At 61.1% G+C, this 13,713-nt stretch carries 11 protein-coding genes and 3 tRNA genes; all 14 read right to left on the bottom strand.

The annotated features are described in order from the left end of the window. Window positions 1–114: 114 nt before the first annotated feature. The 14 genes from QRN50_RS06275 to QRN50_RS06340 all read right to left on the bottom strand — a co-directional run bounded on the left by QRN50_RS06275 (window position 115) and on the right by QRN50_RS06340 (window position 13,668). Entirely contained in the window at window positions 115–939 is an 825-nt protein-coding gene (locus tag QRN50_RS06275; protein WP_054092366.1) for a DUF2242 domain-containing protein, read from the bottom strand. A 235-nt stretch (window positions 940–1,174) separates the two neighbouring features. Beyond that, window positions 1,175–1,251: transfer RNA gene (locus tag QRN50_RS06280), tRNA-Asp, on the bottom strand. Between the two features lie 115 nt (window positions 1,252–1,366). Then, window positions 1,367–1,443: transfer RNA gene (locus QRN50_RS06285), tRNA-Asp, on the bottom strand. A 79-nt stretch (window positions 1,444–1,522) separates the two neighbouring features. Continuing rightward, window positions 1,523–1,598: transfer RNA gene (locus tag QRN50_RS06290), tRNA-Val, on the bottom strand. 150 nt (window positions 1,599–1,748) lie between these two features. Beyond that, on the bottom strand, window positions 1,749–2,513 hold the full coding sequence (locus tag QRN50_RS06295) for an SDR family oxidoreductase (protein WP_192873862.1): 765 nt from the start codon (window positions 2,511–2,513) through the stop codon (window positions 1,749–1,751). A 50-nt stretch (window positions 2,514–2,563) separates the two neighbouring features. After that, window positions 2,564–3,775, bottom strand: coding sequence for an O-succinylhomoserine sulfhydrylase (locus QRN50_RS06300; protein ID WP_024651322.1), 1,212 nt, complete (start codon window positions 3,773–3,775; stop codon window positions 2,564–2,566). Between the two features lie 20 nt (window positions 3,776–3,795). Then, window positions 3,796–5,304 (bottom strand): amidophosphoribosyltransferase, encoded by a 1,509-nt coding sequence (purF, locus tag QRN50_RS06305; RefSeq protein ID WP_003347797.1) that lies wholly within the window; start codon window positions 5,302–5,304, stop codon window positions 3,796–3,798. A 12-nt stretch (window positions 5,305–5,316) separates the two neighbouring features. Continuing rightward, a complete protein-coding gene (locus tag QRN50_RS06310; protein ID WP_003318487.1) occupies window positions 5,317–5,904 on the bottom strand; it encodes a CvpA family protein in 588 nt (195 codons plus the stop codon). 118 nt (window positions 5,905–6,022) lie between these two features. Beyond that, complete coding sequence (locus tag QRN50_RS06315) at window positions 6,023–6,715, bottom strand: SPOR domain-containing protein (RefSeq protein ID WP_096126668.1); 693 nt, start codon at window positions 6,713–6,715, stop codon at window positions 6,023–6,025. Beyond that, window positions 6,699–8,003 carry a bifunctional tetrahydrofolate synthase/dihydrofolate synthase gene (gene folC, locus QRN50_RS06320; RefSeq protein WP_096126669.1) on the bottom strand — a complete coding sequence of 435 codons (1,305 nt, stop codon included), beginning with the start codon at window positions 8,001–8,003 and terminating at the stop codon, window positions 6,699–6,701. Before folC ends, QRN50_RS06315 begins: the two co-directional genes overlap by 17 nt. Continuing rightward, window positions 8,000–8,920, bottom strand: coding sequence for an acetyl-CoA carboxylase, carboxyltransferase subunit beta (gene accD / locus QRN50_RS06325; RefSeq protein ID WP_057457419.1), 921 nt, complete (start codon window positions 8,918–8,920; stop codon window positions 8,000–8,002). Before accD ends, folC begins: the two co-directional genes overlap by 4 nt. 252 nt (window positions 8,921–9,172) lie before the next feature. Further along, window positions 9,173–9,793: a phosphoribosylanthranilate isomerase gene (locus QRN50_RS06330; protein WP_004408280.1), complete on the bottom strand. Its 621-nt coding sequence runs from the start codon at window positions 9,791–9,793 to the stop codon at window positions 9,173–9,175. Window positions 9,794–9,854: 61 nt separating this feature from the next. Next, window positions 9,855–10,679, bottom strand: a complete 825-nt coding sequence (truA, locus tag QRN50_RS06335) for a tRNA pseudouridine(38-40) synthase TruA (RefSeq protein ID WP_060400741.1) — start codon at window positions 10,677–10,679, stop codon at window positions 9,855–9,857. A gap of 160 nt (window positions 10,680–10,839) precedes the next feature. Beyond that, window positions 10,840–13,668, bottom strand: a complete 2,829-nt coding sequence (locus QRN50_RS06340; protein ID WP_096126670.1) for a FimV/HubP family polar landmark protein — start codon at window positions 13,666–13,668, stop codon at window positions 10,840–10,842. Between the last annotated feature and the right edge of the window lie 45 nt (window positions 13,669–13,713).

A 13,713-nucleotide genomic window follows, 5' to 3' on the forward strand; every position in this document is an offset into this window, starting at 1 on the left:
CTATCGTTCCTCACGCTCCAGCGTGGGAATGCAGTTCGTGACGCTCTGCGTCACAAGGGCAGGACGCGGAGCGTGGGCAAGACAGGCTTCGTTACCGACGCTCCGCACCAAACTTTACTGCGCCGGGGCGGGCTCGACTGGCGTGGGAGTGGTACTTTCTGCAGGTTCTGCGGCCGGTGTTTCGACCGTTTCTGTCTTGAACGAAGCCGGTTCAGACGGCGCAGGCACAGGTTCGCTTGCAGCAGGCGTAACCGGTTCGGCAGCATGCTCGGCCTTCGGCGCGTTTTCTGACGACGCAGGCGCCAGCTTCGCAGGCGCGGCAGCCTTGGCGGGAGCCGCCGGGGCTGCGGGAGCGGTGTCAGGCACACCCAGGTCGGCCTTGGGCTTCTCGACAATATGCGCAGCCTTTTTCACTTCAGGCGGCAGGAAGTTTTCCACCAGACCGAAAAAGCGCTCGTAGAACTTCGCTGACGAGACGGTCTCGCTGGCGACCTTGACCATCGAGTCGTCAGTCGAGCCTATCGGCATCGACACGGAGCCCAGCACGCCTACACCGAGGCTGGCCGAGTTGTTGGTTTTCTTCAGCGCGTAACGGTCCTGCAGGGCGTTGGCAAACATGGTGGAATTGCCATCCTTCGCATCGGCGGCACACACCAGATTGAAGCTGATCTCGATATGCGTATCGCCGGTCTGCTGGAAGCTCTTGCGGCCAGCAATCATCTTCGGGTCGCTGCTGGTAATGATATAGCCCTGACTCAGCAAGGCACGCCGCCCTGCCTCGCAGTAAGCCATGTCGGTCGCAGGATAGCTTCGGGAGAAGGTTCCGGCGTCGTCGAAGTGTTCATGATCGTAAACCGCCTGCTTGGGCGATGAACAGCCGGCTGCCATCAACACGGCAGAAATCCAGAAGGCGGTACGAACGTTCAGTAGCTTAAACATCGAAAATCCTGAGGAAGGAAAAGACTGCCAGCAAGACTGCGAACTGGTAAATGGCGGTAAGTCTGCAACAAGGTCGACGCTGGATCAACGTACAGTTCAAAAGGATTTGGCTACAACCCATGCCCAGGCGCACGAACCCCGGCTCGCAGACACACAAAACGCAGACAACAAAAAAGCGACCCTAGGGCCGCTTTCTTGTTTGCTTCAAGGAGTTCAAGGGCCTTGAAGCGGTGTATGGCGCAGCGGACGGGACTCGAACCCGCGACCCCCGGCGTGACAGGCCGGTATTCTAACCGACTGAACTACCGCTGCGTATCGCTGTAAACCTGTTTGAAACAAACCTTGGGTAGGCTGCTTCCTGTACACGTGACTGAAAGACCCTTGGGCTTTTCAATCGCAGACCCGGCGAACCCGATCTTTACAAATATGGCGCAGCGGACGGGACTCGAACCCGCGACCCCCGGCGTGACAGGCCGGTATTCTAACCGACTGAACTACCGCTGCGCATTGTGGACTTGCGTCCGTATAAGCTTTGTAAAATCACTTTTGAAAGCCCTCGTACTTCAGCTTTCAAACTCAACGATGGTGGGTGATGACGGGATCGAACCGCCGACCCGCTGCTTGTAAGGCAGCTGCTCTCCCAGCTGAGCTAATCACCCTTTGCTTCGTTGAGGCCGCGAAATTTACGCACCTAACGAACCTAAGTCAATAGCCTGATTGAAGTTTTTTTAAAAACCGCCTCAACCACAAAACCCTCACCACACACCAAAAGCACAAGCAATAGCTCAATCGAAGCTCGCCCGCACAAACTACTCGGCGTACACCATCTTGCGCGTCATGCCGCCGTCGACCACGAACTCCTGCCCGGTCACGAAACCGGCGTTTCTGGACAACAGCCAGGCAACCATCGCCGCAACATCCTCCACCGTCCCTACCCTGCCGGCCGGGTGCTGGGCATGATCGGTCTCGGACAACGGCTCGGCTCTGCGCAACGAGGGGTCACGCGCGTCGATCCAGCCAGGGCTGACAGCGTTGACACGAATCTCCGGCCCCAGGCTGATCGCCAGCGCATGTGTCAGCGCCATAAGACCGCCCTTGCTGGCTGCATAAGCTTCGGTATCGGCCTCCGACTGGCGAGAGCGTGTGGAGGTCAGGTTGACGATGCTGCCGCAATGCGCACGCAGGTATGGCGCACAATGCTTGGCCAGCAGCATCGGACCGCCGAGGTTGACTGCCAGCACACGGCTCCAGTGCGACAGCTCAAGGCTTTCCAGCGTCGTGTTATGCGGGTCGGCGATCGCAGCGTTGCACACCAGCGCATCGAGACGACCGAACTGCCGAAGCACCTCGGCCACGCCCGCTGCGACCTGCTCTTCACTGGCAACGTCCATGGCAATGAACAGGGCATTTTCACCCAGCGCACCAGCCACTTTCGAGCCACGCGCACGATCCAGATCGGTCAGCACCACTTGCCAGCCTTCGGCAATCAGCCACGCTGCAATGCCGAGCCCGATACCGCGAGCGGCACCGGTCACCAGAGCGACACGACCGTTGTGGACGCTGGCAAATTTCAACGCCCACTCCTCGCCCGGCTTGCCACTGGCCGGATTGCTGGCCTCGCTACTCACAACGCCGCCAGACCACGAGCCAGGTCAGCCTGCAGGTCAGCCACGTCTTCCAGCCCCACTGCAACCCGAATCAGGCTGTCGCGAATACCTGCGGCTTCACGCTCCTGAGGTGCCAGACGACCATGGGAGGTGGTGCTCGGGTGAGTGATCGTGGTTTTGCTGTCACCCAGGTTGGCCGTGATCGAAATCAGTCGCGTGGCATCGATAAAACGCCATGCGCCGTCCTTGCCGCCCTTGACCTCGAAGCTCACCACCGCGCCGAAACCCTTTTGCTGACGCTGGGCCAGCTCGTGCTGCGGGTGACTCTTCAGTCCGGCGTAATGGACTTTTTCGATGCCGTCCTGCTGCTCGAGCCACTCGGCCAGCGCCTGGGCATTGGCACAGTGAGCGCGCATCCGCAGGTTCAGGGTTTCGAGGCCCTTGAGGAAGATCCACGCGTTGAACGGGCTGAGGGTTGGCCCGGCAGTACGCAGGAAGCCGACCACTTCTTTCATATGCTCGCTGCGCCCGGCAACCACACCGCCCATGCAACGGCCCTGGCCATCGATGAACTTGGTGGCCGAATGCACGACAATATCAGCGCCCAGCAACAGCGGCTGCTGCAAGGCCGGCGTGCAGAAACAGTTGTCGACGATCAGCATCGCGCCCTTGGCGTGGGCGATCTCGGCCAGCGCCGCGATGTCGACCAGTTCAGCCAGGGGATTGGACGGCGATTCGACGAAGAGCATTTTGGTGTTGGGCTTGATCGCCGCGTCCCAGCCGCTCAGCTCTGCGAGAGGAACGTAATCCACCTCGACACCAAAGCGCTTGAAGTACTTGTCGAACAGGCTGATGGTCGAGCCGAAAACGCTGCGTGACACCAGCACATGATCACCGGCGCTGCACAGGCTCATCACCACGGCCAGGGTTGCCGCCATGCCGGTCGCCGTAGCGACGGCCTGCTCGGCACCTTCCAGTGCGGCAATGCGCTCTTCGAACGAACGCACCGTCGGGTTGGTGTAACGCGAGTAGACGTTGCCCGGCACCTCACCGGAGAAACGCGCAGCCGCGTCGGCGGCGGTGCGAAATACGTAACTGGAGGTGAAGAACATGGGCTCGCCATGCTCTCCTTCCGGTGTGCGGTGATGCCCGGCACGTACGGCTAGGGTATCGAAACCTACGCCTTCAAGGTCGCTGTCCAGCCGACCTGCATCCCATTCCTGAGTCATGCCGCCCACTCCTTGCCCAATTAGTTGTTGTACAGATCGATGATCGCGCTCACTGCCTGAGTCTTGATCTTGGAGGCGTCATTACGCGCGCTCTCGATCCGGTTCAAATAATGCTCGTCGATGTCGCCGGTCACGTACTTGCCGTCGAAAACCGAGCAATCGAAGTTGTCGATCTTGATTTTCTTGCTGCCGCTGACCGCTTCGATCAGGTCATTCAGATCCTGATAGACCAGCCAGTCGGCACCGATGAGGTCGGCCACGTCCTGCGTGGTGCGGTTGTGGGCAATCAGCTCGTGAGCACTCGGCATGTCGATGCCGTAGACGTTGGGGTAGCGCACAGCCGGGGCTGCAGAACAGAAGTAGACATTCTTGGCACCGGCTTCGCGGGCCATCTGGATGATCTGCTTGCAGGTCGTGCCGCGTACGATGGAGTCATCCACCAGCATCACGTTCTTGCCGCGGAACTCCAGCTCGATGGCGTTGAGCTTCTGGCGTACGGATTTCTTGCGCGCAGCCTGGCCCGGCATGATGAAGGTCCGGCCGATGTAACGGTTCTTGACGAAGCCTTCGCGGAACTTGACGCCCAGATGGTTGGCCAGCTCCAGCGCCGCAGTACGGCTGGTGTCCGGAATCGGGATGACCACGTCGATATCGTGATCCGGACGCTCGCGCAGGATCTTGTCGGCCAGCTTCTCGCCCATGCGCAGGCGCGCCTTGTAGACCGAGATGCCGTCGATGATCGAATCCGGGCGCGCCAGATAGACGTGCTCGAAGATGCACGGTGCGTACTTGGGGTTGGCCGCGCATTGACGGGTGTGCAGCTTGCCGTCTTCGGTGATGTAGACCGCTTCGCCCGGTGCAAGGTCGCGAATCAGGGTAAAGCCCAGCACGTCCAGCGATACGCTTTCCGAGGCGATCATGTACTCGACACCTTCGTCGGTGTGACGCTGGCCGAACACGATAGGACGAATGGCGTCCGGGTCACGGAAGCCGACGATACCGTAGCCGGTGATCATGGCCACGACCGCATAACCACCGCGGCAGCGATTGTGCACGTCGGTCACGGCCGCGAAGATATCCTCTTCGGTTGGCTGCAACTTGCCACGCACGGCCAGTTCATGGGCGAACACGTTGAGCAGCACTTCCGAATCGGAATTGGTGTTCACATGGCGCAGGTCGGACTCGTAAATTTCCTTGGCCAACTGCTCGACGTTGGTGAGGTTGCCGTTGTGCGCCAGCGTGATGCCGTAAGGCGAGTTGACGTAGAACGGCTGAGCCTCGGCCGACGTCGAGCTGCCCGCGGTGGGGTAACGCACATGACCGATGCCCATATGCCCGACCAGACGCTGCATATGACGTTGATGAAACACATCGCGCACCAATCCGTTGTCCTTGCGCAGGAATAACCGGCCATCATGGCTGGTTACGATACCGGCAGCGTCCTGGCCGCGGTGCTGGAGGACGGTAAGCGCGTCATACAGCGCCTGATTGACGTTCGACTTGCCGACGATACCGACGATGCCACACATGCGACACAACCCCTACTTAGTGGAACTGGATTTACCGAGCACATCCTGCGGCATTGTAGACGGCAGGATCTGTTCCTTGAACGGCATGTCAGCGGGTACGCTGATGCCGCTGGCGAGCCACTTGCTGGACATCCCGAGAATCAGGTTTTTCGACCAGTCAGCGACCATGAGAAATTGCGGCACCAGCCTGGACTGCTGCCACCATTGATCCTGTTGCACCGGCCCCAGGCTCAACAGCCCTACCGCCACAACGACAAGCAGGCCTCCGCGCGCTGCGCCGAAGACCATGCCGAGAAAACGATCGGTCCCGGAAAGCCCGGTGACGCGAATCAGCTCGCCTATCAGAAAATTGACCATGGCGCCTACCAGCAGGGTGGCGACAAAAAGAATGGTACAGCTCGCGATCACGCGGGCCGAAGGTGTTTCTATGTAATTGACCAGATACTGCGACAGCCCTGCGCCAAACATCCAGGCCACAACACCTGCAATGATCCACGTCGTCAACGACAGTGCTTCTTTTACGAAGCCGCGCTTCAGACTGATCAGGGCGGAGATGGCGACAATTCCGAGAATTGCCCAGTCAACCGGAGTAAATGGCACGTTGCAGCCTGCAGACGGATAAGGCGGCGCATTTTAGCAGAGCGCCCGCCTGCCGGTAAGCAGCGATTACCGGCGCGAGGCATTTTCCTTTGTGCCAGGGGCACCAGGTGCCGAACGGTCAACCGCGCTCGGGCTGAAAGCGCACCACAATACCCTTGAGCTTTTGCTGCTTGTCGAGCTGATCACGCAGACGATCGGCCTCGGCGCGCTCGATGAGCGGGCCGACAAACACCCGGTTCACACCATCAGCGGTGCGAATGTAGGCATTGTAGCCCTGGGTGCGCAGCGTTTTTTGCAGATTGTCGGCATTGGCACGATTGGACATGCTCGCCAACTGCACCGACCAGCTGATCGACAGGCCGTTGGCGTCGACGCCAGCAGGTGCCGCAGGTTTGGCGGGGGCCGCGGGGGCCGCAGGTGCAGCCGCTGTCGCCGGTGCAGGTGCAGGTGCAGGTGCAGGTGCAGGTGCAGGTGCAGGTGCCGGTTTGGCAGCTGCTTTGGAGGCCGGAGCGGCAGGTGCGGTCTGGGCGGTCGGCGCAGGCGCGATCGGCATGGAAGGCGGCTGGCTGCTGCTCATGTCATCGTCACCCGGCACAGGCTCCTGAGGCAGAACCTGAGGCTCCGGAACAGGCACCGGATCGACCCGCACCTGCGAAGCCGCGGGCGCCTGGGGCGCGGCTGGGGCCTCGACCTGCACCTGACGTGTTTCATCTTCACGCGTGAAAAGCATGGGCAGGAAAATGACCGCCACGGCGATCAGCACCAGTGCTCCCACCATTCGCTGCTTGAATACGTTATCCAGCAAAGCCATTTGCAGCGTCCTCATCGGTGTACCGGGCCAACCATTCAAGGGCCTCGGCAACACAGTAAAATGAACCGAACAGCAGAATCTCGTCATCGGGCGTGGCATGCGCGCACTGAGCTTCCAGCGCCAACGCGATACTCTGATAGGACGTCACGCGGGCCCCAAGGTTCTGCAAGGCCGTCTGCAACTCCTCTGCCGGCCGGCTGCGCGAGGTCGGAAGCGGCGCAACGGCCCACTCTTCAATGACCGGCGCCAGGTGCGCGACCACACCGTCGAGATCCTTGTCGCTGAGCAGGCCAAACACCGCACGGCGCTTGCCGCCAACCGGCTGCCGCGCCAGGCGCTGCCCCAAAAACTGTGCCGCGTGGGGGTTATGGCCTACATCCAGCAGCAGGTTGAGCGACTTGCCGTGCCACTTGACGACCCTGCGATCGAGACGACCGGCGAGCCGGGTCTCGGCAAGTACCTTGCCTGTCGCATCCGGTTGCAATGGATACCCCAGCAGGGCGAAGGCCTGAAGCGCCAGCGCTGCATTCTGCATGGGCAGGTCGAGCAGCGGCAGACCGCGCAGCTCGATCTGTTCGCCGTGAGCGACACCGCGCCAGTCCCAGCTGTCATCGCCTACGGAAAGATCGAAATCCCGGCCACGCAACAACAACGGACAGCCCAGCTCGCGGGCTTTGGCCAGCAGCGGCTCGGGTGGCGCCGGATCACCGCACAGCGCAGGACAACCGGCGCGAAAGATCCCGGCTTTCTCGAAGGCGACCGACTCACGGGTGTCGCCCAGGTACTCGGCATGATCGACCCCGATACTGGTGACCAGCGCCATATCCGCATCGACGAGATTGACCGCATCCAGGCGACCGCCCAGACCGACTTCCAGAACGACCGCATCGAGCCGGGCCTGCTCGAACAGCCAGAATGCCGCCAGCGTGCCCATTTCGAAATAAGTCAGCGTGACGTCGCCGCGTGCCGCTTCGACCGCAGCGAAGGCATCGCATAATTCCAGGTCGGTTGCCTCGACGCCCTGCACCTTTACCCGCTCGTTATAGCGAATCAGATGCGGGGAACTGTAGACACCGACCTTCAGACCCTGAGCCTGCAACAAGGCGGCGACAAAGGCGCAGGTTGAACCCTTGCCGTTGGTGCCCGTCACCGTGATCACCCGGCGCGCCGGGCGGGTAAGCCCCAGCCGCAGCGCCACCTGTCGAGACCGGTCCAGCCCCATGTCGATGGCAGACGGATGCAGTTGCTCCAGGTAAGCGAGCCAGTCGCTCAGGGACGTAGAAGTCATATCGTCGCAGGGGCCGGCGGGACGACGATTGGCTCGATAACGGGGGCGACAAAACGAGGGGTCGGCAGGTTCATCATCTGTGCCAGCAGGTTACCCAGGCGCGGACGAAGCTCGCTGCGCGAGACGATCATGTCGATAGCGCCGTGATCCAGCAGGAATTCGCTGCGCTGGAAGCCTTCAGGCAGCTTCTCGCGAACGGTTTGCTCGATGACCCGCGGACCGGCGAAACCAATCAGCGCCTTGGGCTCGGCGACGATGACGTCACCCAGCATGGCCAGGCTGGCGGAAACGCCACCGTAGACCGGATCGGTCAGCACCGAGATGAACGGCAGCCCTTCTTCGCGAAGGCGCGCCAGAACGGCGGACGTCTTGGCCATCTGCATCAGCGAGATCAGCGCTTCCTGCATCCGCGCACCGCCGGAAGCGGCGAAGCAGACGAACGGGCAGCGATTTTCCAGCGCGTAGTTGGCGGCACGTACGAAACGCTCGCCGACAATGGCACCCATCGAACCGCCCATGAACGAGAATTCGAATGCCGAAGCCACCACCGGCATGCCCAGCAAGGTGCCACTCATGGAAATCAGCGCGTCCTTTTCACCGGTCTGCTTCTGCGCAGCGGTCAGGCGATCCTTGTACTTCTTGCCGTCACGGAATTTCAGACGGTCGACCGGCTCAAGATCGACACCCAGCTCTTCGCGCCCTTCGACATCCAGAAAAATATTCAGGCGTGCACGTGCGCCGATACGCATGTGGTGGTTGCACTTGGGGCAGACGTCCAGGGTCTTTTCCAGCTCAGGGCGATACAGCACCGCCTCACAGGACGGGCATTTGTGCCAGAGGCCTTCGGGAACCGAGCTCTTCTTGACCTCGGAACGCATGATCGATGGGATCAGTTTGTCTACCAACCAGTTGCTCATGCTTTATATCTCCAGTACCGGTGCGGCTCGAACGACTGACAAATCAAACGCCAGTCGCATGCCCTCAGATAAATTCGTATATGGACGACGATGAAAGGATAGCGATCGACTCACGGCCGGACCTGCACCCCCCTCACCCCGATTTTTCACAACGACGGCGTTGCACAGTGGCACCACCGCTTACTCGATTCGACCCGCGTGTCTCGTGGCGCGGACAGGCTTATGGACGGCGGCCGATCAATAGCCGTCACATCAGGTGCCGTGCACCGCACTCATGAACGCCAGGATCTTCTCCCGATCCTTGATGCCCTTGCTCTTTTCAACGCCGCCGCTGACATCCACGGCATAGGGCCGGACCTGAGCGATGGCCTGCGCCACATTGGCCGACGTCAGCCCGCCCGCCAGAATGACCGGCTTGTCCAGGTCGTCCGGAATCAATGCCCAATCGAAGGTTTCTCCGGTACCGCCGGGCACCCCTTCGACGTAGGTATCGAGCAGCACGCCGCGTGCATTGCGATAGGTCCGGCAGACCCCGGCAATGTCATCACCGGCCTTGACCCGCAGCGCCTTGACGTACGGGCGATGATACCCATCGCATTCCTCGGGTGTCTCATCGCCATGAAACTGCAGCATGTCCAGCGCAACCGCATCCAGTGTCTCGTTGAGTTCGCAGCGACTGGCATTGACGAACAGGCCCACCGTGGTGATGAACGGCGGCAGCGCGGCAATAATGGCACGCGCCTGCAATACCGTCACCGCACGCGGGCTTTTCGGGTAGAACACCAGGCCGATCGCGTCGGCACCTGCCTCGGCGGCAGCCAGTGCATCCTCTATGCGGGTAATCCCGCAGATCTTGCTGCGAACGGCTGACATGTCGTGAGTAACCTCCGGTTTTTCGGAAAGTCCCGGATGTTAGCAAATGCTGCCCGGATCGTCAGCCGTCCAATTCCGCAAAGCCCGTAAGAAAATGGGGGCCGATATAGCGCTCGGGCAGCGGGAATTCATCACGGTACTCAACCCCGACCAGATACAACCCGTAAGGATGGGCCGTGACACCACCGGTGCGCCGAATCCGGCTTTCCAGCACCTCCCGCGCCCACTCGATCGGTCGCTCTCCGGTACCGATGGTCATCAGTACACCGGCGATATTGCGCACCATATGATGAAGAAAGGCATTGGCGCGCACATCGATGACGATCATCTTGCCGTGACGGGTCACGCGCAGATGGTGCAACTGCTTGACCGGCGACTTGGCCTGACACTGACCGGCGCGAAAGGCGCTGAAATCGTGAGTACCCACCAGATATTCGGCAGCCTGCGCCATGCGCTCGACACCCAGCGGGCGGTGGTTCCAGGTAATTTCCTGGTTCAGGTGCGCCGGACGGATCTGATCGTTGTAGATCACGTAACGATAACGCCGGGCAATGGCCTTGAAGCGCGCATGAAAGGTGGCGGGCATGACTCTGGCCCAGGTGACACTGACATCATGGGGTAGATTGATATTGGCGCCCATGACCCAGGCCTTCATGCTGCGCTCGGCCTGGGTGTCGAAATGCACCACCTGACCGCAGGCATGCACGCCCGCGTCCGTGCGACCGGCACACATCAGTGAAACCGGTGACGCGGCCACTTTTGACAACGCGTCTTCAAGGGTTTCCTGCACGGTCAGCACGCCGGAAGCCTGACGCTGCCAGCCGCAATAGCGCGAGCCCTTGTATTCAACGCCCAGCGCGATTCGGGAAAAGCCCTCGGCCGCCATCTCGGCGGCCGGGTTATCTATATTCGCCAAAGTGGTACAGCCTGTCGGTTCGCGAAAAGTCGGCCATTATACGGCCGCAAAAAAAACACGCTACTCAAGCGGGACATCTGAAATGCAAACGGCCGCATAAGCGGCCGTGTGCAGGTTGCCGGGGGTTGAATCAGGCCAGCCGCGAAAGCATCTCCCGCGCTTCGCTTTTCTGACCGTCATCGCCCTCGGTGACGACCTCATCAAGAATATCCCGAGCGCCGTCCGCATCGCCCATGTCGATGTAGGCACGCGCCAGATCGAGTTTGGTCGCCGCTTCGTCAGTACCGGCCATGAAGTCGAAGTCCGGCTCGTCATCCAGCGCTGCCGCATCCTCGGCGGTGAATCTCGGCTCATCGAGCGGCGGATGCTCAAGATTCTGCGAAAGACGCTCAAGCTCGGCATTGACGTCATCGATTTCAGTCGCGAACGCCTGACTTGCCTGATCGGTTTCAATCTCGTCCGCCAGCGACAGGTCGAAATCCTCTGGAAGCTCCAGGTCATCACTGACCGGCGGTACAGGCGAGGTTTCACCCAAATCCAGTGGATCCTCGCCAAGACCGAGCAGGAAATCATCTTCGCTCTTGAGGGCCGGGTCTTCCTCGGACAGATCGAGGTCGAAGTCGGCAAGGTCTTGCGGCGTTGTCGCTGCACGGGCCTCTTCCTGCTGCTGCATGACCGACTCGAAGCTCAGCTCTTCGTCATCGGCTAACGCCGATACCTTGGGCTCGTCGAGCATCAGGTCATCGATGTCATTCACAGTAGAGACTTCAGGCACAGACGGTTCTTCGAACTCGTCCAGGCTCAAGTCAAAATCGTTATCGAACGGGTCTGCCTCTCCAACAGGCTCTGCGGCCAGCGGCGCGACTACTGCCGGCTCAGGTTCAGGTGTAGCAACAATTTCGGGCTCGGGCTCAGGCTCGGCATCCTGCTCTGCCGCATCATCGGCCAGCAGTTCTTCGAGATATTTGGCATCAAGCTCTGCAACCAGTGCGGCTGTTGTAGCCGCCGCGGCGGCTGCAGCGACGGCAGGAGCAGCCGATGAGGCTTCAGAAGCCAGCGGCGCAGCAACAGGTGCCACCGGCTTCATGGTCGAGTTAAGTTCTTCCCGCTGCTCGACCTCAGCTTCAAGCTTTCCCGCGGCCACCAGTTTACGTTCGTGGGCGGCATAGGCTTTGTTGTTACCCTGCTCGGCGTAGATTTCCATCAGTTTCAGACGGATATCGTCGCGCTTGGGGTCTTCGTTGACGGCTTCTTCCAGCAACTCGATCGCCTGATTCATACGCCCGTAAGCGATATGGATCTCGGCCTGAACCAGCGGATCGGCAGGACGTTCACGACCGGCAGCGGCGGCTGCGGCGCCGCCCATACGCACGTTGGGCGGCGGCACATCAAGCCCGTCGAAGCTGGCGGGCGGTGCATTCATGTCCATGTCAGAGACGAAATCAGACTCCTCGGCCAGCGCACGCGCCATGCGCTTGTGCTTCTCGGCCTCGGCCTTCGCCGCGCGACGACGCGCCAGGAACAACAGCAGCAAGGCCAGAATCAGCAACACCGCACCGCCGATCAGGCCAAGCAGCACAGGGTTGTTGATGATTTTCTGCAGCGCATCCTCGTCCTCGTCTGCTGCAGCAACCGGCTCCACCGCCAGCGGCTGCTCTGGCGCCGGCGTCGCAACTTCGGCAGCACCGGCAGGCAGCGCATCTTCAGGCGCGATCTCGCCAGCCGGTTTGACCGGCGCACCGTTAGCGTCGACCAGCGAGGCAGGCACTGCCGCATTGGCAGGCGTCGCGGCATCAGGAGTGGCGGCAGGAGGCGGCACTGCTGCGCCAGCGGCCTGCATCTTGGCCAACTGACCGTTTTTCAACTCGACCAGACGCTGCAACTTGTCGAGCTGGCTTTGCAGGTCGTTCATGCGGCTTTTCAGCTCGGCATTGTCGCGACGTGTGGTATCCAGCGCTTCCTGAGCCACGGCCAGCTTGTTGCCAAGGTCACCGTCGCCCGCCGCACCTTTCGCCGCAGGCTTGCCGCTTGCCGAAACCAGGCTGAGGTTGTCGGAGGTATCAACTTTGGAAGGCGCCGCACCCGCACGGTCACGACGGGTAGCATCGACCTGACGGGTACCGGCCGGCAGACGGCGACCTTCACGCCAGGCGCTGTATTGGCGGGAAACTTCTGCCACTGCCTGTGATTGCGGCAGCGCGGTGGTCTGTTGCGGCGTTGGAAGACGCAGCACCTGCCCCTTTTTCAGACGGTTGATGTTGCCACCAATGAACGCATCCGGGTTCAACGCCTGAATCGCCAGCATGGTTTGCTGGACAGTCCCGCCCGTACGCACCTTGGCAGCGATTTCCCACAAGGTGTCGTTATTGGCGGTGACGTACTGCGACTGCTTGTCGGCGGCTGGCGGCGGCACTGCGGCTGGATTGGCAGCCGGTGCCGGTGCTGGTGCCTCGGCTGCCGGCGCTTCTGCCGAAGGGGCTACCGTTGCCAGTTGCGCAGGCGCGGCGGGCGCGGCAGCGGGGGCCGGGGCAGCGGCCGCAGCGGCTGCCTCGGGAGAGAATTTCGGCGGATCGAGCAGAAGGCTGTATTCACGCAGCAACCGGCCATTGGGCCAGAGCACCTGAACCAGAAACTTCACATAAGGCTCGCGCACCGGCTTGCTGGATGTAATGCGCAGGACACTTTTACCGCTGGCATTGATAACCGGGGTAAAGGTGAGATCGTTGAGAAATGCCTGACGGGTCACCCCCGCCTGCGCGAAGTCGGCCGTGGTGGCCAGGCTGGGCACAACTTGCGTTGCGTTGAGCCCCTGAGCCTCGGTCAACTCGATTTCCGCTACCAATGGCTGATTCAGGGTCGACTTGACCGACAATTCCCCGAGCCCCAGCGCCTGCGCCATACCCGATGACAGCGCTGATGCCGCAGCGATTGCTAATACCAGTTTACGAACCTGAACCATAGCCCATCCCTTGTTTAAAGATTCCCCGAGATCCGGGGAGGTAGT

It is taken from the genome of Pseudomonas sp. MEJ108 (genome assembly GCF_030208985.1).
In the GTDB taxonomy this organism is placed as follows: Bacteria; Pseudomonadota; Gammaproteobacteria; order Pseudomonadales; family Pseudomonadaceae; genus Aquipseudomonas; species Aquipseudomonas fragariae.